Source organism: Streptomyces sp. NBC_01214 (assembly GCF_026340975.1).
Lineage (GTDB): Bacteria > Actinomycetota > Actinomycetes > Streptomycetales > Streptomycetaceae > Streptomyces.
This window is the reverse complement of record NZ_JAPEOS010000002.1, coordinates 564,910-585,161: the sequence shown is the minus strand read 5'-3', so window position 1 is coordinate 585,161 and position 20,252 is coordinate 564,910. Positions and strand designations below refer to the sequence as shown.

Annotated in this window: 21 protein-coding genes; 11 read left to right on the top strand and 10 right to left on the bottom strand. The window is 71.6% G+C overall.

What is annotated here, in order from left to right; genetic code table 11:
• Window positions 1-77: 77 nt before the first annotated feature.
• The 3 genes from OG594_RS27600 to deoC are packed head-to-tail and all read right to left on the bottom strand — an operon-like array spanning window position 78 to window position 3,377.
• Complete coding sequence (locus OG594_RS27600) at window positions 78-980, bottom strand: aldehyde dehydrogenase family protein (RefSeq protein WP_266604210.1); 903 nt, start codon at window positions 978-980, stop codon at window positions 78-80.
• Window positions 973-2,409: an aldehyde dehydrogenase family protein gene (locus OG594_RS27595; RefSeq protein WP_030010884.1), complete on the bottom strand. Its 1,437-nt coding sequence runs from the start codon at window positions 2,407-2,409 to the stop codon at window positions 973-975. Before OG594_RS27595 ends, OG594_RS27600 begins: the two co-directional genes overlap by 8 nt.
• 5 nt (window positions 2,410-2,414) lie before the next feature.
• Entirely contained in the window at window positions 2,415-3,377 is a 963-nt protein-coding gene (gene deoC / locus OG594_RS27590) for a deoxyribose-phosphate aldolase (protein WP_030712471.1), read from the bottom strand.
• Window positions 3,378-3,621: 244 nt separating this feature from the next.
• On the opposite strand from deoC, the gene OG594_RS27585 reads away from it, so the two are divergent.
• The 5 genes from OG594_RS27585 (at window position 3,622) to OG594_RS27565 (ending at window position 7,235) form a co-directional block, all read left to right on the top strand.
• On the top strand, window positions 3,622-4,902 hold the full coding sequence (locus tag OG594_RS27585; protein WP_266604207.1) for a hypothetical protein: 1,281 nt from the start codon (window positions 3,622-3,624) through the stop codon (window positions 4,900-4,902).
• Window positions 4,903-5,029: 127 nt separating this feature from the next.
• A complete protein-coding gene (locus tag OG594_RS27580) occupies window positions 5,030-5,638 on the top strand; it encodes a class F sortase (protein WP_266604205.1) in 609 nt (202 codons plus the stop codon).
• Window positions 5,639-5,663: 25 nt separating this feature from the next.
• Entirely contained in the window at window positions 5,664-6,317 is a 654-nt protein-coding gene (locus OG594_RS27575; RefSeq protein ID WP_266604203.1) for a PH domain-containing protein, read from the top strand.
• Window positions 6,318-6,424: 107 nt separating this feature from the next.
• Window positions 6,425-6,997, top strand: a complete 573-nt coding sequence (locus OG594_RS27570; RefSeq protein WP_266604201.1) for a VanZ family protein — start codon at window positions 6,425-6,427, stop codon at window positions 6,995-6,997.
• A gap of 37 nt (window positions 6,998-7,034) precedes the next feature.
• Window positions 7,035-7,235: a PspC domain-containing protein gene (locus tag OG594_RS27565; protein ID WP_030012491.1), complete on the top strand. Its 201-nt coding sequence runs from the start codon at window positions 7,035-7,037 to the stop codon at window positions 7,233-7,235.
• A 40-nt stretch (window positions 7,236-7,275) separates the two neighbouring features.
• Here the strand turns inward: OG594_RS27565 and OG594_RS27560 are convergent, their stop codons facing one another.
• The 3 genes from OG594_RS27560 to OG594_RS27550 all read right to left on the bottom strand — a co-directional run bounded on the left by OG594_RS27560 (window position 7,276) and on the right by OG594_RS27550 (window position 9,731).
• Window positions 7,276-8,052 (bottom strand): hypothetical protein, encoded by a 777-nt coding sequence (locus tag OG594_RS27560; RefSeq protein WP_266604199.1) that lies wholly within the window; start codon window positions 8,050-8,052, stop codon window positions 7,276-7,278.
• 133 nt (window positions 8,053-8,185) lie between these two features.
• Window positions 8,186-8,443: a hypothetical protein gene (locus OG594_RS27555; protein ID WP_266604197.1), complete on the bottom strand. Its 258-nt coding sequence runs from the start codon at window positions 8,441-8,443 to the stop codon at window positions 8,186-8,188.
• 139 nt (window positions 8,444-8,582) lie between these two features.
• Entirely contained in the window at window positions 8,583-9,731 is a 1,149-nt protein-coding gene (locus OG594_RS27550; protein WP_030012057.1) for an adenosine deaminase, read from the bottom strand.
• Window positions 9,732-9,844: 113 nt separating this feature from the next.
• On the opposite strand from OG594_RS27550, the gene OG594_RS27545 reads away from it, so the two are divergent.
• The 3 genes from OG594_RS27545 (at window position 9,845) to OG594_RS27535 (ending at window position 12,429) form a co-directional block, all read left to right on the top strand.
• Window positions 9,845-10,579, top strand: coding sequence for an alpha/beta hydrolase (locus OG594_RS27545; protein ID WP_266604195.1), 735 nt, complete (start codon window positions 9,845-9,847; stop codon window positions 10,577-10,579).
• An 81-nt stretch (window positions 10,580-10,660) separates the two neighbouring features.
• Window positions 10,661-11,032 (top strand): cupin domain-containing protein, encoded by a 372-nt coding sequence (locus OG594_RS27540; protein WP_266604193.1) that lies wholly within the window; start codon window positions 10,661-10,663, stop codon window positions 11,030-11,032.
• A 341-nt stretch (window positions 11,033-11,373) separates the two neighbouring features.
• On the top strand, window positions 11,374-12,429 hold the full coding sequence (locus OG594_RS27535) for a helix-turn-helix transcriptional regulator (protein ID WP_266604191.1): 1,056 nt from the start codon (window positions 11,374-11,376) through the stop codon (window positions 12,427-12,429).
• Here the strand turns inward: OG594_RS27535 and OG594_RS27530 are convergent.
• Entirely contained in the window at window positions 12,426-13,466 is a 1,041-nt protein-coding gene (locus tag OG594_RS27530; RefSeq protein WP_266604189.1) for a hypothetical protein, read from the bottom strand. The two genes, OG594_RS27535 and OG594_RS27530, sit on opposite strands and share 4 nt — an antisense overlap.
• A 138-nt stretch (window positions 13,467-13,604) precedes the next feature.
• On the opposite strand from OG594_RS27530, the gene OG594_RS27525 reads away from it, so the two are divergent.
• Window positions 13,605-14,633, top strand: coding sequence for a hypothetical protein (locus OG594_RS27525; protein ID WP_266604187.1), 1,029 nt, complete (start codon window positions 13,605-13,607; stop codon window positions 14,631-14,633).
• Between the two features lie 129 nt (window positions 14,634-14,762).
• Here OG594_RS27525 and OG594_RS27520 read toward each other — a convergent pair whose 3' ends face one another.
• Window positions 14,763-15,737 carry a LysR family transcriptional regulator gene (locus OG594_RS27520; RefSeq protein WP_266606595.1) on the bottom strand — a complete coding sequence of 325 codons (975 nt, stop codon included), beginning with the start codon at window positions 15,735-15,737 and terminating at the stop codon, window positions 14,763-14,765.
• A 62-nt stretch (window positions 15,738-15,799) separates the two neighbouring features.
• Here OG594_RS27520 and OG594_RS27515 point away from each other — a divergent pair, with 62 nt between their 5' ends.
• Together OG594_RS27515 and OG594_RS27510 are read left to right on the top strand one after the other, a co-directional pair.
• Window positions 15,800-17,083, top strand: a complete 1,284-nt coding sequence (locus OG594_RS27515) for an MFS transporter (RefSeq protein WP_266604185.1) — start codon at window positions 15,800-15,802, stop codon at window positions 17,081-17,083.
• Between the two features lie 89 nt (window positions 17,084-17,172).
• On the top strand, window positions 17,173-17,871 hold the full coding sequence (locus OG594_RS27510; protein ID WP_266604183.1) for a L,D-transpeptidase family protein: 699 nt from the start codon (window positions 17,173-17,175) through the stop codon (window positions 17,869-17,871).
• On the opposite strand, the gene OG594_RS27505 is transcribed toward OG594_RS27510, so the two are convergent.
• Window positions 17,868-19,169 carry an MFS transporter gene (locus OG594_RS27505; RefSeq protein ID WP_266604181.1) on the bottom strand — a complete coding sequence of 434 codons (1,302 nt, stop codon included), beginning with the start codon at window positions 19,167-19,169 and terminating at the stop codon, window positions 17,868-17,870. The genes OG594_RS27510 and OG594_RS27505 overlap by 4 nt on opposite strands.
• Before the next feature lie 647 nt (window positions 19,170-19,816).
• Window positions 19,817-20,242, bottom strand: a complete 426-nt coding sequence (locus OG594_RS27500) for a lasso peptide biosynthesis B2 protein (protein ID WP_323185399.1) — start codon at window positions 20,240-20,242, stop codon at window positions 19,817-19,819.
• Between the last annotated feature and the right edge of the window lie 10 nt (window positions 20,243-20,252).

Here is a 20,252-nt window from a genome sequence, read left to right as displayed (position 1 = left end):
GCCCCCGATAAAGAGGGAGGCCCCGGCAGCGCGGGGGACGCTGCCGGGGCCGGTCTCGTACGGGGGTCGTCCCGGGACTAGTAGGACGAGCCGCCCGCGCCCAGCGACCCGGTCGGGTGCCAGACGGTCTTGGTCTCCAGGAACGCCGTCATGCGGGAGGTGCCCGGGTCGGCGCTCCAGTCGTCCACAGGCTGTGGACGAAGGACGCGCTTGAGGTTGTCGGCCGCCGCGACCTCCAGCTCCTTGGCCAGCGCCGCGTCGGCCCCGGCCAGGTCGATCGCGTTGACGTCCTGGTGCGACGCCAGGTGCGGGCCCATCTCGCCGGCCTTGCCGGACAGGATGTTGACCACGCCGCCGGGCAGATCGGAGGTGGCGAGCACCTCGCCCAGCGACAGGGCCGGCAGCGGGGACTTCTCGCTGGCGATGACGACGACGGTGTTGCCCGTCGCGATCACCGGGGCGATCACCGAGACCAGACCCAGGAAGGACGAGTCCTGCGGGGCGACGACCGTGACCACACCGGTCGGCTCCGGGGTGGAGAGGTTGAAGAACGGGCCCGCGACCGGGTTGGCCCCGCCCACGATCTGGCCGATCTTGTCGGTCCAGCCCGCGTACCAGACCCAGCGGTCGATGGCCGCGTCCACGACCGCGCCCGCCTTGGACTTGGACAGGCCCTCGGCCTCGCCGACCTCGCGGACGAACTGCTCGCGGCGGCCCTCCAGCATCTCGGCGATGCGGTAGAGGATCTGGCCGCGGTTGTACGCGGTCGCGCCCGACCAGCCGCCGAAGGCCTTGCGGGCCGCGACGACCGCGTCACGCGCGTCCTTGCGGGAGGACAGGGGCGCGTTGGCCAGCCACTTGCCCTTGGAGTCCGTCACTTCGTACACCCGGCCGCTCTCGGAGCGGGGGAACTTGCCCCCGACGTACAGCTTGTAGGTCTTGAAGACATGCAGGCGGGACGCCGCTGACTGATCAGACATCGAGGTAGCCCTCCAGGCCGTGGCGGCCGCCCTCGCGGCCGAAGCCCGACTCCTTGTAGCCGCCGAAGGGCGAGGTCGGGTCGAACTTGTTGAACGTGTTGGCCCAGACGACTCCGGCGCGGAGCTGGTTCGCGACCGCGAGGATGCGCGAGCCCTTCTCCGTCCAGATGCCGGCGGACAGGCCGTACTGGCTGTTGTTGGCCTTGGCGACGGCCTCGTCGGGCGTACGGAAGGTCAGCACGGACAGCACCGGGCCGAAGATCTCGTCGCGGGCGACGGTGTGCGCCTGGGTGACGTTCGTGAAGAGCGTCGGGGCGAACCAGTAGCCGGAGGACGGCAGCTCGCACGCCGGGGACCAGCGCTCGGCGCCCTCGGCCTCGCCGGTCTCCGCGAGCGCGGTGATCCGGGCGAGCTGCTCGGCGGAGTTGATCGCGCCGATGTCGGTGTTCTTGTCGAGCGGGTCGCCCAGGCGCAGCGTGGAGAGGCGGCGCTTGAGGGAGTCCAGCAGCTCGTCGTGGATCGACTCCTGGACCAGCAGGCGGGAGCCCGCGCAGCAGACCTGGCCCTGGTTGAAGAAGATGCCGTTGACGATGCCCTCGACGGCCTGGTCGATGGGGGCGTCGTCGAAGACGATGTTGGCGCCCTTGCCGCCCAGCTCCAGGGTGACCTTCTTGTCGGTGCCGGCGACGTGGCGGGCGATCTTCTTGCCCACGGCGGTCGAGCCGGTGAAGGCGACCTTGTTGACGTCCGGGTGCTCGACGAGGGCCGCGCCCGCGTCGCCGTAGCCGGTGAGGATGTTGACGACGCCCTTGGGCAGGCCCGCCTGGCGGCAGATGTCCGCGAAGAACAGCGCGGAGAGGGGGGTCGTCTCGGCGGGCTTCAGCACGACGGTGTTGCCGGTGGCGAGCGCCGGGGCGATCTTCCAGGCCAGCATCAGCAGCGGGAAGTTCCACGGGATGACCTGGCCGGCCACGCCGAGCGGGCGCGGGTTCGGGCCGTAGCCCGCGTGGTCGAGCTTGTCGGCCCAGCCCGCGTAGTAGAAGAAGTGCGCGGCGACCAGGGGGAGGTCCGCGTCGCGGGTCTCCTTGATCGGCTTTCCGTTGTCCAGGGTCTCCAGGACGGCGAGCTCGCGGCTGCGCTCCTGGATGATCCGGGCGATGCGGAAGAGGTACTTGGCGCGCTCGGAGCCCGGCAGCGCGGACCAGGAGGCGAAGGCCTTGCGGGCGGCCTTGACGGCGCGGTCCACGTCGGCGGCGCCCGCCTGGGCGACCTCGGCGAGGACCTCTTCGCTGCTCGGCGAGACGGTCTTGAAGACCTTGCCGTCGGCGGCGTCGGTGAACTCACCGTCGATGAAGAGCCCGTAGGAAGGGGCGATGTCGACGACCGAGCGGGACTCGGGAGCCGGTGCGTACTCGAATGCAGATGCCATGGTGATCAGTCCACCGTCACGTAGTCGGGACCGGAGTAACGGCCGGTGCTCAGCTTCTGGCGCTGCATCAACAGGTCGTTGAGCAGGCTGGAGGCGCCGAAGCGGAACCAGTGGTTGCTCAGCCAGTCCTCGCCCACGGTCTCGTTGACCAGGACCAGGAACTTGATCGCGTCCTTGGTGGTGCGGATGCCGCCGGCCGGCTTCACGCCGATCTGGATTCCAGTCTGCGCGCGGAAGTCGCGTACGGCTTCGAGCATGAGCAGGGTGTTCGCCGGAGTGGCGTTGACCCCGACCTTGCCGGTCGACGTCTTGATGAAGTCGGCGCCCGCCAGCATGCCGATCCAGGAGGCGCGGCGGATGTTGTCGTAGGTCGACAGCTCACCGGTCTCGAAGATGACCTTCAGGCGCGCGGCGCTGCCGTCCTCGCGGACGCAGGCCTCCTTGATGGCCTTGATCAGCTCGTACGTCTCCAGGTAGCGGCCTGCGAGGAAGGCGCCACGGTCGATGACCATGTCGATCTCGTCGGCGCCGGCGGCGACGGCGTCACGGGTGTCCGCGAGCTTGACGGGCAGGGCGGCGCGGCCGGCCGGGAAGGCGGTCGCGACGGAGGCGATCTTGACGTCGGCACCGTTCAGCGCGGCCTTCGCCGTGGCCACCATGTCGGGGTAGACACAGACGGCGGCCGTCATCGGGGTCGTACGGTCGGTCGGATCGGGATTGACGGCCTTGGCGGAGAGCGCCCGGACCTTGCCCGGGGTGTCCGCGCCTTCCAGCGTCGTCAGGTCGATCATCGAGATAGCCAGGTCGATGGCGTACGCCTTGGCCGTCGTCTTGATCGAACGGGTGCCGAGGGAGGCCGCGCGGGCCTCCAGGCCGACAGCGTCGACGCCGGGCAGCCCGTGCAGGAAGCGGCGCAGCGCACTGTCGGACGTCGTCACGTCAGCGAATGCGGTGAGGGTGGTGGGCATGGTCACCAGATGAGCATATCTACGCGCGTAGCGACCTGTCACCCCCGCCTCCGGATCCGCTATGGAATCGACACCTCCACTCTCTGTTACGAGGCGATGACAGGAGCAAGATCTTCCGCGCGAACAAGATCCGTAACTTTGTTCTCAGCAGCCCGCCAGACACTCAACCGGCTCTCACCGAAAGAGAAAACCGCGGCATGCGACTCTCCTCCACCTTCCCGAGACAACGCTTCCAGGAGTCGTTATGCGTACCGCCCTCCGTGCCTCCATCGCCACCGCCGTCCTCGCCGGTGCCCTCCTCGCCCCGATCGCGGGCACCGCGTACGCGGCCACCGCCCCGCAGGCCGGACCCGCCGCGTCCGTCGCGGGCAACGACCACGGAACGGGCACGCGGATCAACATCGCACCCGGGTTCGCCGCGATGGTGCGGCACACCGCCGACGGCCCGGAGGCCGAGATCCTGGCCCTGGGTTCGGGGGAGCCGAACACCTTCCCGACGCGCTCCCTCGGGATCCTGACCCCGGGCGGGCCCTCCATCTCGGCCAACGGGCTGGAGCTGAAGCTGGTCAAGAGCGGCAAGGGCCACGTCATCACCGCGACCAAGGACGGCAAGACCCAGTCCTTCCCGCTGCCGGAGGGGACGCCGGGCCCGGCCGACTGCGTCTCCAAGGTCAAGCAGATCGACCTCGGCGCCGGCATGCAGGCGGACCTGAACATGTCCCCCAAGGGCCCCAAGGTCGTCATGCACGGCAGCGACCCCGCCGACACCTGGACCCAGACTCTCACCCGCACCAACCCCAAGGGTTCGCCGGACTACTTCTCCCGCATCAACAACCCGAGCGGCGCCAAGCCCGTCTTCGAATGGAAGACCCAGGGCGGCGACAACGTCCCCTCCGGCTACGAGACCTTCCCCGCGCTCCCCAAGGGCTGCACCCCCGAGTACCCGGTCCACGACGACGCGTCCACGTCCTGCGTCTCCAAGGTGAAGCAGATCGATCTCGGCGCCGGCCTGCAGGCCGACCTGACCATGTCCCCCAAGGGCCCCAAGGTCGTCATGCACGGCAGCGACCCCGCCGACACCTGGACCCAGACCCTCACCCGCACCAACCCCAAGGGTTCGCCGGACTACTTCTCCCGCATCAACAACCCGAGCGGCGCCAAGCCCGTCTTCGAATGGAAGACCCAGGGCGGCGACAACGTCCCCTCCGGCTACGAGACCTTCCCCGCGCTCCCCAAGGGCTGCACCCTCGAGTACCCGGTCACGGAGGAGACCCCGGCCTCGAAGCCCGAGCCCTCCGCCGCGAAGCCCGAGCCCTCCACCGCGAAGCCGGTGACCGCCACGAACGTCTCCGCCCAGACCGTGGGCCAGACCACCGTCGTCCCCCAGGGATCCGTCGCCGCGGGCGCCGAGATCGCCTCCGAGGACACCGACAACAGCACCACCGTCGCGGCCGGCGCCGGCCTCCTCGCGGTCTTCGCCGCGCTCGGTGCGACCATCCTGCGCCGTCGCCGCAGCCACGGCTGACCAACGGCCGCCCCGCGCGGCCCCCGCGTCACCCGACCCTTCACGGGGTGTCTTGCCGGTCAGGCCGGACACCCCCTCGGCGGGCCATCCTCGTGGTGGCCCGCCGGTCCCCGTTCAGGAGCCCCGCATGTCCCGCGCCGCCCTCCGCGCCACCGCACTGCTCGCCCCGCTCGCCCTCGCCGCCCTGACCGGCTGCGGCGGCGCCCCCGCCGCGGGCCCGACACCCGCCCCGCACGTCACCCCGGCCTCCGCCGCTCCGGCCGAGGCCCCGGCCGCGGGCCCGATGCCCGCCTCCGAGCCCGTCCGCGTACGGATCCCCTCGGCCGGGGTGGACGCCTCCCCGGTGCTGGGGTTGGGGCTGGCCGCCGACGGCACCGTCGAGGTGCCCTCGGTGACCGACGCCGACAAGATCGGCTGGTACACGAAGGGCGTCACGCCCGGCCAGACCGGTCCCGCCGTGCTCATCGGCCACTTCGACACCGCACGCGGCCCGGCCGTGCTGGGGGACGTCGCGCGCGTGCGCACCGGCGAGGAGATCACCGTCTCCCGGGCGGACGGCACCACCGCCGTCTTCCGCGTCCGGGAGCTGGAGCAGGTCGGGAAGAAGGAGTTCCCGACCGCCAAGGTGTACGGGGACACCGCCCGCCCTGAACTGCGCGTCATCACGTGCGGCGGCGAGCTCACCGACGGCCACCGGCCCGACAACATCATCCTGTACGCCGATCTCGTGGGCTGAGGGGGCGTGGGGCAGAATCGACCCCATGAGCAGCCAGCAGCCGACCGACGAACCGGTGTACGCAGACCGGGTCTACCGATCCTCCATGGGCATCGTCTCGGGGGGACTGCTGCTCGCGCTGATCGCCTGGCTCTGCGGCGACGCGGTACTGCGGGGCTCCGGCAACACCCCGTGGATCGGACTGGCGGTGGCGCTGTGCGCCGTACCGCTGATCGTCGCGTTCACGATCCGCCCGGCCGTCTTCGCCAACGAGAACCGGATGCGCGTGCGGAACCCCTTCCGGATCATCGAGTTGCCCTGGGCGGCCGTGGACGCGGTGCGCGCCGGCTACTCGGCCGAGGTGCTGGCCGAGGGGTCGAAGTACCAGCTCTGGTCCGTGCCGGTCTCGCTGCGGGAACGGAAGAAGGCCCACCGGCAGCAGATGCGCCGCAACGCGATCGACCGCCGCGACCCGGGCAGCTCGGGCGGCCCCGCCGCGCGGTCCCGCACCTCCTCCGCCGCCTCCGAACCGATGCGGGCCAACGCCGACCGGATCGTCGACGAGCTCCAGGGGCTGGCCGAGCTGAACGCCGCGCGCCCGGGCGCGCAGGGCAGTGTGCGCGTGCGCTGGTCGTACGAGATCATCGCGCCCGCCCTGGTCGGTGCGCTGCTCCTGATCGTCCTCATCGCCACGCGCTGACCTGCCCGGACGCCGGGTCCGCAGCCCGTCGGGTGCGGTCGGGTGCTCCCCGCCACACCCCCCTCCGGGCCGGAACCGGGGCTACCGGGTGATGCGTCCTCGCAGGTGTGCAGCGTCAAGAGGGCGGCGAAAGCGCCGCCACCGCGATCCACCTCCGTCTCCGACTCCTGGCCGGGGTCCTGCTCGCCGCCCATTTCGTGGTCGTCGGCTGGTTGACTCTGCGGCCGCTGGACGTGCCCTGGGCCGCTGCGGCCAATCTGAGTCCGCTGGAGGGGATCACGGCGGACCTGGCCCTCGGCCCGCTGGAGGCCGCCCGGCAGATCGGCGAAGGGCTCGCGCTGCTGGCCCCGCTCGGTGTGTTGGTGCCGTTGATCAGCGGACGGCTCGCGCCGTCGGCCCTGTCCGCGTGGTCCTCGCTGGTCCGGACGGCTGCCGCGGGTGCGCTGGTCTCGGTGTGCATCGAGATGCTTCAGACCGCGGTTCCGGGGCAGGTCGTGGACGTGGACTCGGTACTGCTGAACACCGTCGGCGTGGTGCTCGCGCACGTGGCCGTCGTACCGGCGCTGCGGTCCCGGCTGAGGCGCTCACACACCGTTTATCAGGGGGATACCCCGAAGATTTCCAGGGTCGGGCTCGGCCCCTGGACCGACGTCCTGTCGGCGGTCCAGCGGGAGTATTGAGTCATCGCAGAAAGCGGTACCGACGAAGGAGAGTCTTATGAGCGCCCTGGTCCGCCCCCGTGACGGCCGCTGGATCGGCGGAGTCTGCGCCGGACTGGCGCGGCGTTTCGGAATTTCCACGAACGCGATGCGCGCCATTTTCGTCGTCTCGTGCCTGCTGCCCGGCCCGCAGTTCCTGATCTACATCGCGCTGTGGGTCCTGCTGCCGAACGAGAAGTCCGCTTCGGCCGCCTGGTAGTCCGGCGGCCGGCGGGTCGTCCGGTCGTCCGGTCGACCGGTCAGCCGGCCTGCTGGACCTTGTGGATCTTCTCCAGCTGCTTGTCGGCCACTTCCTGCGGCACCTGCGCCTTCTGCTGGGCCGCCGCGACGTTGAGGGCCATCAGTCGCACGACGGTGTCGCCCTCGCGTACGACGACCAGGTGGACCTGCGCCGACACGCCCTCGGCGGCGGCGGTCATGGTCCAGCTGACGCTCTCGTCGCCGCCCGCGCGGAAGTCGGCGGGGCGCACCTCGCGGTAGGCGCCGGTCTGCTTCTCGATCTTGGCGGAGAAGCCCGTACCGCAGGCGGCGACGGCGGCCTTGAGCCGGGCGATCAGCGCCTTGGCGTCGCTGGCGGAGTAGGAGCTGACGGAGGCGGAGACGGCCAGCCCGACCTGCTTCTGGGAGCCGATGCCACGGCTGAGGGTCTCGCGCGCGGACGGGTCCGGCTCGTCGCCCATGATGTCGGCCAGCGGCTGGCAGGCCTTCTTGTCGGCCTGCGGCTGGCCGTCCGGGGCATTGGGGTTCTTGCCCTGGGCGGACACCTGGTAGCCGGGCAGGTCGCCCTGTGCCAGCGCGGACCGCTCAAGCCTGCTGCCACCGGTCTTCGGCGCGGCCGCTCCCGTCGCCGTGCCGGCCGGCGCGGGGGCTACGGGCGCGGCGGAGGCGCTGCCGGCGGAGCCCTGGGGATCGGGGGCCTTGTCCGTCGCGGGGGTGTGCGTACTGCTGCACCCCACGGCCGCGAACAGCAGGGTGGGGACCAGCGCGACCATCGTCGCTCGTGCCTTCATGCGCATGACCGAGAACCTCATACCCAAGACGTCGGCGGGCAGTTGGTGGCGATCGTGGCACACGGCGCGGCGGGACACATACCCGGTCGAAAGGGCATGCACCCACCGCACACGTGTACGCGTCGCAGCGGCAGCAGTCTCAGCTGCCGAGGCCGTTCAGGGCGCCGGTCAGCGGGGTCAGGGCTCCGGTGATCTGGCTGGTGGGGTCGCTCGACTGCTGAGCCTCGCCGCCCACCTGCTGCTGGCTGGTGGCGCCCTGGAGCATGCCCGCGGCGGAGCCCAGCGCGTCGGTGAGGCCGACCGCCGGAACGGCGGCGGAGGCGGTACCGGCGGCGACCGCAGCGAACGCGACACCGAGAACGGCGGTACCGAGGGTCTTGGCAGCTGACTTCTTCATGAAGAGTTGTCCTTGCGACGGGGAATTGAGCGGCTCCGCAAACTAGTCACTTCAAACCCCCGTCCGCAAACATCCTTAAATACGAGAAAGCGCCCGGGAATTCTCCCTCCCGGGCGCTCTCGCTAGGTCAAGCCGTGGCCTAGGCCGAGACGGAACCGCTGGTGGAAGCGGTCTGCTGGAACAGCCATTCCGACTTCAGCTCCGCATAACCGGGCTTGATCACTTCATTGATCATGGCCAGTCGTTCATCGAAAGGAATGAACGCGGACTTCATCGCATTGACGGTGAACCACTGCATGTCGTCGAGGGTGTAGCCGAAGGTGTCGACCAGGTGCTCGAACTCGCGGCTCATGCTGGTGCCGCTCATCAGGCGGTTGTCCGTGTTGACCGTGAGCCTGAAGTGCAGCTTGCGCAGCAGACCGATCGGGTGCTCGGCATACGAGGCGGCCGCGGCGGTCTGCAGGTTCGAGGTCGGGCACATCTCCAGGGGGATGCGCTTGTCCCGGACGTACGAGGCCAGGCGACCCAGGGTCACGGAACCGTCCTCGGCGACCTCGATGTCGTCGATGATCTTCACGCCGTGACCGAGGCGGTCGGCGCCGCACCACTGCAGGGCCTGCCAGATCGACGGCAGGCCGAAGGCCTCGCCCGCGTGGATGGTGAAGTGGTTGTTCTCGCGCTTGAGGTACTCGAAGGCGTCGAGGTGGCGGGTGGGAGGGAACCCGGCCTCGGCGCCGGCGATGTCGAAGCCGACCACGCCGTTGTCGCGGTAGCGGTTGGCCAGTTCGGCGATCTCCAGCGCGCGGGCGGCGTGGCGCATCGCGGTCAGCAGGGCGCCGACGCGGATGCGGTGGCCGTTGGCCTTCGCGCGGCGCTCGCCCTCACGGAAGCCGTCGTTCACGGCCTCGACGACCTCTTCGAGGGTCAGGCCGGCTTCCAGGTGCTGCTCGGGCGCGTAGCGGATCTCGGCGTACACGACGCCGTCCTCGGCCAGGTCCTCGGCGCACTCGGCGGCGACCCGGAAGAGGGCGGCCTTCGTCTGCATGACCGCGCAGGTGTGCGCGAAGGTCTCCAGGTAGCGCGGCAGGGAACCGGAGTCGGCGGCCTCGCGGAACCAGATGCCGAGCTTGTCGGCGTCGGTCTCGGGGAGGTTCTCGTAGCCGACCTCGCGGGCCAGCTCGATGATGGTCCCGGGACGCAGTCCACCGTCGAGGTGATCGTGCAGCAGCACCTTCGGGGAACGACGGATCTGATCCGGGGTCGGCAGGTTGGGGGTCTCGCTCGTCATCTGCGCACTCTACTCCTACGCGCGTAGAGCGGAATGTCCCCGGCGGGCGTCGATATGTAACAGAGACCGCGCGGACGGATGGCGTACACCTGAAGGTCTGAGACTGTTCCGCCATGGCACAGCATGCGCCGCCGGCGCGCGGGGCCCGCCTGGGGCGGGCGGCCGGCGCGAGAACCGGCTCGGGTTCGTCGGAAAGCACGGTCAACGGGGTGGTGCTCCTGCTTCCCGGGGCCTCCAGGTTCTCGCCGGGTCCCGTGCGTCCGCTCGCGCGGGCGCTGGCCCGGGCGGGCGGGGCGGAGGGGCTGGTCACGCACCTGGTCATCCACGGCGGGGACGCCGCCCGGGAGGAGCAGGCCGGGTGGGCCGCGGACGAGGCGGTGCGGCGGTACGGGGACGTGCCGGTGTGCCTGGTCGGCTATGACGCGGGGGGCCTGGCCGCCCTGCGGGCGGCGGGACACGGGGCCGTCAACTCGGTCGTAGCGATCGCCCCTTGCTTAGGAGCGGTGGCCCGGGTCGACTGCCCCGAACCGGTGAAACAGCTGTCGGGGCGGCAGGTGTTGATCGTGCACGGCACCAACGACGCGCGCAGCGACCCGGAGGCCTCCTTTCGGCTGGCGGCGCGCGCGAAGAAGGCGAACCGGTCGACGTGCCGCTTCGAGGTGCATTCGGACGGGCACGGACTGCGCGAGCACCAGCCGGAAGTGGTGGCGCTGGCCGTGGACTTCGTCCTGGGCGCGGTCTGTTCCGGACGGTACTCGCGGCCGGTGACGGACGCCCTGGCCGCGCCCCCGCCACTGGGGTTGCGGATGCCGCTGGCCTCGGGCTTCGGGAGGTCGCTGAGGCGGTGATCCACGGGCGCGGCGCGGCGCGGCACGCGTATCGTGGGAAGTGGACTCGGGGCGCTGCTCGACTCCCGGAGGCGACCGGTCATGGGCGGATTGCTCCACAGGAACTTCGACGAGCCCGACGAGACGCGGCCCTTCGAGGCCGGCACCGGCAGGCTGGACCTGTTCAACACCGAGGGCGGGGCGGTCGGGCGCGCGGTCTTCGAGCCCGGCTGGCGCTGGTCGCTGCACATCAAGCCGCTGGCCGGCACGGACAGCTGCCTCTCCGCCCACACCGGGTACGTCGTGAGCGGCCGGATGAAGATCGTCATGGATGACGGGGAGAGCGGCGAGATCGGCCCGGGCGACTTCATCCAGATCGCCCCCGGGCACGACGCCTGGGTCCTGGGTGACGAGCCGTGCGTTGCGCTGGACTGGACCGGCTACAGCGACTACGCGAAGCCGGCCGCCGGCTGACGGGCCCGCACGCTTCGAGGTCGCACGCTCGATCTCGCACGCTTCGAGGTCGCGTCCTTCGAGGTCGCGCCAGACCGTCCGTACCCGCCGCTCCGCCCCCTCACGGTCGGATGGCACCGACGGATCCGGCGCGACCACTACGGCGGGCCGCGGGCTCAGCAGGACACGGGCCCCCGTCCTCGCCTGGGTGTCCGCTGCCGCATACCGCGCTTCCCCCTCACGCCGTGCTGACCACTGTGCCGCTTCGGCATATGCCGACGGCGGCCGTCCAGGCGTCGTCTTGCCGCCTTGCGGGAACACGAGGGGTTTATAAACATGGATATCTCGGGACGCATACGCATATGCCTGCCGAGGAATCCGGGCCGGCCGCAGCGACCGGGGAGTTGAGCCCCGCCGCCCGGCGCCTGTACGCGTACGCCGTCGAGCGGCACGCCTTTGACCTGTGCGAGGCCACCGGGGCCCTGGGCGTGCGCGCGGCCGCGGCGATCACCGAGCTGGCCGCCGCGCACCTGCTCCAGCGGGCCCCGGGCGACGCACCGGACCGCTGGAGCGCAGTGGCCCCCCGCGCCGCGGCCGCCCGGGCCCTGGCCCCGCTGGCCCTGCTCGTACGGGAGACCCACGACGAAATGGACCGGCTGCGCGGGCGGCTGGAGGCCCTGGTGCCCGCGTACGAGGCGGGGACCGCGCAGCGGGACCTCAGTGGATCGGGCCGGCTGGAGCTGGTCACGGACCTCGGGGCGGTAAGGGGACTGATCGCGGAGCTGGTCGCGGCGTGCGGGCGGGAGCTGCTGACCTCGCAGCCGGGCGGGGGCCGCCCGCTGGAGACGCTGGAGGAGTCGATCGGGCGGGACGAGTCGCTGCTGACCCGCGGGGTCCGGATGCGCACGATCTACCAGCACACGGCACGCTACTCACGGCCCACGGCGGCGTACGTCGAGCGGGTGACGGCGCTGGGCGCCCAGGTGCGGACCCTGGGCGACGGGCTGATGCGGATGCTGATCTTCGACGAACACACGGGCGTGATGGCGGTGCCGGACCGCAACGGGGCGGCCCTGGTGGTGCGGGAGCCGAGCGTCGTGCACTTCATGACGACGGCCTTCGAGCGCTCCTGGGTGGGTGCGGAGCCCTTCCCCACGTCGGTGAGCCCGGAGGCGGCCCGGTCGATCTCGGACGAGCTGCGGCAGACGATCGTCCGGCTGCTGTCGGAGGGACTGGAGGACAAGGTGATCGCGCGTCGCCTGGGCATGTCGGAGCGGACCTGCCAGCGCCACATCGCCGAGATCATGCGCGCGGTCGGCGCCAAGTCCCGCTTCCAGGCGGGCTACTTGCTCTCCACACCCCCCGCCCCACCCACACCCCCGCCCCCGGCCCCGCCGGACCCGGGCGGCCCCAGCTAGGTCCTGGCGTACCGGTCGTAGTAGGCGCGCAGCTCCGGGCGGCGGATGCCGGGGAGGCGCGCCAGGGTGTCCTGGAAGGCTCGGCCGTGGGGCAGGAACCCGCCCCGCGGGTGCAGCGGCAGGGGGTAGTCGTCACGCAGGACGCCTTCCGGCAGCGTGCCGGACGCGGGCAGCGGCGAAGTCTCGCCCGGGAGGACGAGCCGGGCCCAGACCGCGATGTCCAGCGGGACCATCGGCGCCGTGCCGTTCGGGGGCCGCCACGGCTCCCCCGTGATCGGATGGCGGGGCACGAGGAGGACGTCACCGCCGCGGCGGTGCGCGGGCGTCCCGGGCCCGGCGAGGCGCGCGGTGAGGACCGGGGGCCCGGCGGGCAGGTAGCCGGCGACGGCGTCGCCGAGCAACTCGGCGAGGGGGCCGGGCAGCGCCACCGGGCGGCCTTCGCAGGCCACCACCAGGTGCGCGAGGGCGACCGGGACCGCGGCCTCCCAGCGGCGGCTCCAGGAACCGTCGAGTTCGACGGGCGCCACGGCGTACGACTCCAGGTCCAGCTCGTCCCAGTCGGGGACCGGGACCGCGGGGCTGCCCGAGGGGAGGCGGCGGACCGCGTCGGGCTCCAGCCACACCGTCTGCCACAGCCCGCAGTCGTCCATCCGCGTCGCCACCGCGCGCCCGCAGTGCTCGCACGCCAGGTTGGGGCCGTCACGCCCGTCGATGCCCATGCAGTAGCCCGCACACTTCTCGGGGACGAAGACCATGCGCCGGGAGTCGCCGGGCGCGAGGACGATCCTGCCCCGCGACCCGAACGACACCGACTGCGGCAGGAACACCCCCTGCTCGGCCGCCCGTTCCTCCCCGACCTCGCCCCACGACCGCCAGGGCGGTCCGGTGGGCCAGGGTTCGACGGCGTACGTCGCCGGCTCCATCAGCGGGGGATGCAGTTCCTCCCACGCCCCGTAGTAGGTGTGGACGGGAAGGGCGACCCTGGAGACCGGCGCCGTCAGCTCCGCACCGCACCCGGCGCACGCGAACACGTCCACACAACCTCCCCCTCGACCCCGACGGTCCCGCAATCCTGCGCGCCGCAGCCGCGGCCTGCCATCAGTTTTCGGGCGGTGGCCCGGCCGGGCCGTCCGCCCGGTGCTCGTCGGCTCGGGCCGTCGTGACACCATCCCGTCGTGGTTGATCGCACGGAAGACGTGGACTGGTCCGGACTGTTCCATGCCCTCGGGCCCGCCTGCGATACGCCGCGGCATCTGGCAGCGCTCCTTGACGACGATGCAGCGGCTTTCGTCGAGGGGTACGCGCACCTCTGGTCGACGACGCTCCGCCGCGAGGGCAAGGCCTGGCCGTCGACGGCGCCCACCGCGCTGCTCGTCGCCGAACTGCTGGACGATCCGTTGCCGTGGCCCGACGATCCCTCCATGCCGGACGCCATGCTCGCCTACCTGCATGCGGTCGGCGTCGCCGCCGACCTCGGCGACCGGGCTGCGGAGATCCGCGCTCGGGTCGAGAACCGTGCCCCGGAGCTGCGGGCCTGGACCACCCGATACCTGTCAGCCGATGTCGATGCCCGGGACCGGATGTGGCAGGACTGCACGGAGCTGGGCGAACTCGTCCTCGATCAGGCGGCACTCGCCTGTTTCGACCTGGCTCCCTCGCTTCTGCGGCGGACGCTGCCACACCTCGCCTCGGAACGTGGCAACCGCAGGGCCTGTGCGGCGGCCGCCGTCGGGGCGCTGGCCCGGCACCCCTCGACCTCGTCGCAACGTCCGGCGCTGCTGGTGCAGTTGACGTCGATGGCCCGGGCCGCCGCCGCATGCTCGCACGAGCTGGCAACCATTCTGATCACCATCGGCCGCCTCGGCGGCGACACGCGCCCATGGCTGACCGACCCGCACGAAGGCGTTCGGGTCTGCGCAGCCCTGGCGCCCGGCCTCGGCGGCGACGGCGCAGCGGACCGGGTACTGCGGGAACTGGCACGGTCTCCACGGGCGTTCGCCGCGTCCTTCGACGACATGGCGCCACCGCTGCAGCTCCAGTACAAGCCGTACCAGGACCTGCTCACGTACGCGCTGCTCAGGCGGGTCGACGACGCAGAAGCGCGTGACCGGGCAGCCTCCGGGAAGCTCGACGGCAAGCCGCTCCTTTCGGATTCCCTGGCTGACCAGATGTGGATGGCACCGAGGTTCGGTCCTGCCAGCTAGACGGTGGCGATCTGGTAGGCCGGCTGAATGCCCGTGCGTACCCGGCCTGGCCGGGAGCGGCAGGTCCGTTCACGGCGTGGCGGTGCGGTGCCGGGCGTCGCGGGGCAGGCGGGACTTTGCGGACCCGTCTTAGGGCAGGGGTTCCAGTTCGGGGATCAGGCGGCCGCGGCGGGAGAGGAGGAAGCGCTTGAACTCCGCCACCGGCGGGGTGTCGGGGTGGCCGTCGAGCCAGGCGAGGCCGATCTCGCGGACGGCGCGCGGGGCGGTGACCGTCAGCTCGACCACGCCGGGGCGGGCCACGGCCGGGGGCGGCAGGAGGGCCACGCCGAGACCGGCGGCGACCAGGCCGCGCAGGGTCTCGGCCTCCTCGCCCTCGAAGGCGATCTTCGGGGTGAACCCGGCCTCCGCGCACAGGGCGTCGGTGATGCGGCGCATGCCGTAGCCGGGCTCCAGGGTGACGAAGGTTTCCTCGGCGGCCTCGGCGAGGCGGATGCGCTTGCGGGTCGCGAGCCGGTGGTCGTCCGGGACCACCAGCCGCAACCGCTGTTCGTCGAGGCGCCGGGCGACCAGGTCGGGGGCGTCCGGCAGCGGCGAGGTCAGGCACAGGTCGAGTTCGCCGGCCCGCAGCTTCTCCAACATGGCCTCGCCGTAGTTCTGGACGAGGGAGAAGCGGATGCGCGGGTGGTCGGCGCGGAAGGCGCGGATGAGGCCGGGTACCGTCTCGGACCCGAGGGTGTGCAGGAAGCCGAAGGCCACCTTGCCGGCCGCCGGATCGGCGTCCTGCTGTACGGATTCGGCGGCGCGGTCGATCTCCGTGAGGGCCTGCTCGGCCGAGGCCAGGAAGGTGCGGCCGGCCGTGGTGAGGGCGACCGTACGGCCCTTGCGGGCGAACAGCGTGACGCCGAGGTCCTGTTCGAGGCGGACCATGGCCCGGGACAGGGTGGACTGCGGGACGCCCAGTTCGTGGGCGGCCCGGGTGACGTGCTCGTGGCGGGCGACGGCGACGAAATACGCCAGCCGCGGCGCGAGCAAAGTTGTCACAGCCATGTCTTCTACGTAACGGTTCATCGACATCCACGCCTCTGAGCTGGGTTGATGCATCAGTGGATCGATTATCGCGATTCCATGCATTGGACGCATGAAAACGACAGGCCTACCGTCGAAGCATGCCTCCCGTTCATACCGGGGCACCCGTCATCCCGGGTGCCTCCACCCCGTCGTCCCTCGCACCGCAGCCCCTCTCCCCCGGCCGCCCCGGCTACCGCCGGATGAGCCTCGCGCTCTTCGCCGCCGGACTCGCGACGTTCGCCCTCCTCTACTCCACCCAGGCGCTGTTGCCCGCGATCTCCGCCGACTTCGGGGTGACGGCGGGCCGGGCCAGTTGGACGGTGTCCGCGGCCACCGGCGCGCTCGCACTGTTCGTCCTCCCGCTGAGCGCACTGTCCGAGCGGTTCGGCCGCACCCGGATGATGACGTACTCGATGGTGATCGCCGTCGGCGTCGGCCTGCTGGTGCCGTTCGCGCCGAACGTGGAGTGGCTGGTGGCGCTGCGCGCCGTCCAGGGCGCGGCGATCGCCGGGATCCCGGCCTCCGCGATGGCGTACCTGGCGGAGGAGGTCAAGCCGAAGGCCCTGGTGGCCGCGATCGGCCTGTTCGTGGCGGGCAACTCCATCGGCGGCATGAGCGGCCGGCTCGTCACCGGCTGGGCCGCGCAGCTGTGGGGCTGGCGGGTGGGCCTGCTGGCCGTCGCCCTGATGGCGCTGGCGTGCGCCGTGGCCTTCCTGGTGCTGCTGCCCCGGGCGCGGTTCTTCCGCCCGGCGTCGCTGAACCCGCGCGCGGTGGGCCGTACCGTCGCCGGTCATCTGCGCGATCCGCTGCTGCTGCGCCTGTACGGGATCGGCGCACTGTTCATGACGGTCTTCGGCGCGGTCTACACCGTGATCGGCTACCGGCTGGTGGACGAGCCGTTCTCGCTCGGCCAGGGCGTGGTCGGGTCGATCTTCCTGATCTACCTGGTCGGTACGGTCTCCTCGGCCGCCGCCGGCAAGCTGGTCGCCCGCGCCGGGCGGCGCGGCGCGCTGTACCTGGCCGTGACGACCACGGCGCTCGGGCTGCTGCTGTCGCTGTCCGACTCCCTGGCACTGATCGTGCCCGGGCTGGTCCTGATCACCGCTGGCTTCTTCGCGGGGCACGCGGTGGCCTCCGCCGCGGTGAGCCGGACGGCGAAGACGGGCCGGGCGCAGGCTTCCGCGCTCTACCAGTCGGCGTACTACCTCGGCTCCAGCGCGGGCGGCACCCTGGGCGCCCTGGCCTACCACGGGGCCGGATGGGCGGCCACGGTCGGCATCGCGCTGTTGGCGGTGCTCGGGGTCGTGTCGATCACCCTGTACGGGTCCCACGCGGCGCGCGCGGAGCGGCGGATGCCGGCTTCGGCCATGGGCGCACGCTGACGAAAACTACGCCCCCGCCGTAGGCAACCCCTGCTTGTTTTCCGGGCATTCAACACGGAGGACGTGCTGTGCGAGCAGGGGAGGACCGGATGGGTACGAGGTTCGGGGCGCGGGCGGCGGTGTTGGGCGGGGCGGTCGCGCTCGCGCTGCCGGTGGTGGTCACGGGAGGTGGGGCGGCGCAGGCCGCCGCCTCCTGCAACCTCACCACCGGGCCGTACCAGCGGCAGGTCGAGCAGTTCCTCGGCCGGCCGGTGGACGGGAAGCAGTCGGCGGCCGACTGCACGGCGATCCGCTCCTTCCAGGCGACCCACGGGATCACCCCGACCCAGGGCTACGCCGGGCCGCTGACCTGGCAGACGATGAGCACGATGCTGGCCCAACGGGCGGCCGGCACCACCCCGAACAGGGCGGGTGACTGCCCGGTGAACCGGGGGCGGATCGCCTGCGTGGACCTGACGCGGCAGCTCAGCTGGATCCAGGACGGCGCCACCCTGAAGTACGGGCCCGTCCCGGTCCGCACCGGCAAGGACGGCACGGAGACCCGCACCGGCCTGAAGAAGATCTACTACCGGAACATCGATCACTGGTCGACGCTCTACAACGTCTCGATGCCGTACGCGCAGTTCTTCGACGGCGGCATCGCGTTCCACTCGACCACCAAGAGCATGTGGAACCCGCCCGGTTCGGGCGGGTGCGTGAACATGCGCTCCGCCGACGCCAAGGCGTACTGGAACCTGCTGGGGCAGGGCGAGGACGTCTACGTGTACGGGCGCAAGCCCGGCACCTAGGCCGTCACGGACTCGGGTGCGGCACTCAGGCGGTCCAACCGCCTGAGGGAAGCGCGGCGTTGGACGAGGGACAGGCCCGCCACCCCCGCTCCGAGGGCCAGCCAGCCGACCGGGCCGGCCGCCATCACCGCGCCGGTGAGCAGCAGCGGACCCGCGGATTTCTGGACGGACTGGGCCATGCCGGCCGCCCCGAGGTACGAGGCGCGCGCCTCCCGGGGCGCGAGGGAGACCGCCAGTTCCCAGGAGCTCACCGAGCGCATCAGCTCGGCCGCGGTGGCCAGCACGGCCGCGGCGAGCAGGACCACCGAGGCGGCCCAGGCCCCGCCGGCGGGGGCGGCGGCCAGGCAGACGCAGCAGGCGAGCGTCGTCAGGCCGTACAGGGCGACCGCGCCCGCCGCCTGGCGGGCGTCCCGGACCCGCGCCGACACCCGTAGCTGCAGGGCGACGACGAGCACGGTGTTGATGACCAGGAAGGCCGGGATCAGGGCGTGCGGGGCCGTGGTGTGGCCGACGAGCCACAGCGGCACCCCGACGCCGAGGATCGAGTCGTCCAGGTTCATCGGGATGTCCAGCAGGACGAACCGCAGGTAGCCGCGGTCCCGCCAGGGGCTGGGCCCGGCCGCCGGTGCGCCCTCCTGCGCTCCGGGCCTGGCGACCACGAGCCCGCGGCCGTCCGGCTCCCGGGTGCGCCAGACCAGGGCCGCGGCCACGAGGAACGACAGGGCGTTGGCCAGGATCAGCACCTGGTAGGCGCCGCGGGTGCCGACGGCCAGTCCGATGGCGGCGAGGCCCGCGCCGAGGGCGTATCCGGCGTTCGCCGAACTGCGCGACAGGGCCTGGTAGGTGGAGCGCCGCTCGCCCGCGACGCGGGTGGCGAAGAGCATCTCCAGCGTCTTGGCGGCCCGGTCCCCGAGGTGGGTGACGGCGAACAGGAGCAGCAGCGGGCCGAAGTCGGTGACCACCAGCAGCACGCAGAGGGCCCCGAGGCGGACGAGGTGGCAGCCGATCAGCAGGGTGCGCACCTGGAAGCGGTCGGCGAGGTGGCCCGCCAGCGGCGATCCGGCGATGCCCGCCACCCCGGCCGCACCCAGCAGCAGGCCCAGCTGCCCGGCGTCGAGGCCGACGACGAAGGTGAAGTAGAGGACGGAGGACGCGGCCCACACGCCGGTGCCCGCTCGGTCCAGCGCCTGGGTGAGCAGCATGATCCGCGCGTCACGGCCGCCGGGCGGCCGGCGCAGTTGCGCCAGCAGACCGCCGTCCCCCTGCCGCGCCTTCCGGATCCGCCCGCCGCGCCGCATCCCAGTCCCCCGTCTTCGACCGCGTCCACCGTCCATGTATCTCGACGTCGAGATACATGACGGAAGCCTGCCGCACATCAATCTTGACGTCAAGAAACTTGACGGCGAGATATACGGGTGCTCCGGCGCTTCCGGCTCTGCTTCCGGCGGCCGTTGCCAGCCCCCTCCGGTAGAGGTCCAGCCAAGGTGAGCCCAAGCCGCCACCGGATGCCCGTCCGACTACTGCGGCCACACGAACGTGCCGCTCGTACCAGTCCGACTGGTACGAGCGGCACAGGGGCAGGGCCGGACGCGGAGTGCGGGAGAGATACGTGACGAGTGATCCAGTTGCTCGCGGTGTCGAACAGGACCGATACGGCCGGGCAGACGCAAGCCCGGCTGGACGGGGGTACCAGCCGGGCTTGGGCTTTGGGGCGGTAAGCACGTCACCGCGCGACTGGCCTGTCAGTGGTGTCCGTGAGCGGTAGCGATTGCTCCGCCGATGGTTCGAAGAACGTCTGCGATTGCCCTCAACACGGTGGGCCTCCGCCGTCCTCCGACACAGAGCGCCGGATCTTGCCTGCCGCTGCACGGCCGATCACAGGGCAGATGCCCGGGGACCGGCTGAGGCAACAGCCGCGGTGACGGTGAACAGAGCGCCGTCCAGGTCAACGGTTAGCACCATGTCGTGCGTTGCTGACGTGTGGGGGGATGGTCAGCAGGGGGCGGAAATGACCGGCCGGGTAGTGCTCGCCGATGGGCTGGCCATCGACTTCGACCCAGGCATGGGCGGCGAAGGGATTCGTCCGTACGCCAGTACACCATGTGGGCCACACCCCCCTGGCGCGGCACAGTAGCGCAACCGCGATTGATCGCTGCAGGCATCCCTGCCCGGCACACCGCACACTCACGGCCGTGACGGTATTCCGGGCACGAAGGGCCTGTTCCGCTGTGGCCCCCGTCGCACCCCGCCTCAGAAACCGCATGATCGATCGCAGTCGGGCCGGGCTCAACTTGGCCAGGATCCGGGCGCAGCCTACGGCAGTCAAGGGGACAAGGCACCGGCGCACAGGAAGCCTCTGTCGTTCGGGCATCGCCACTGGC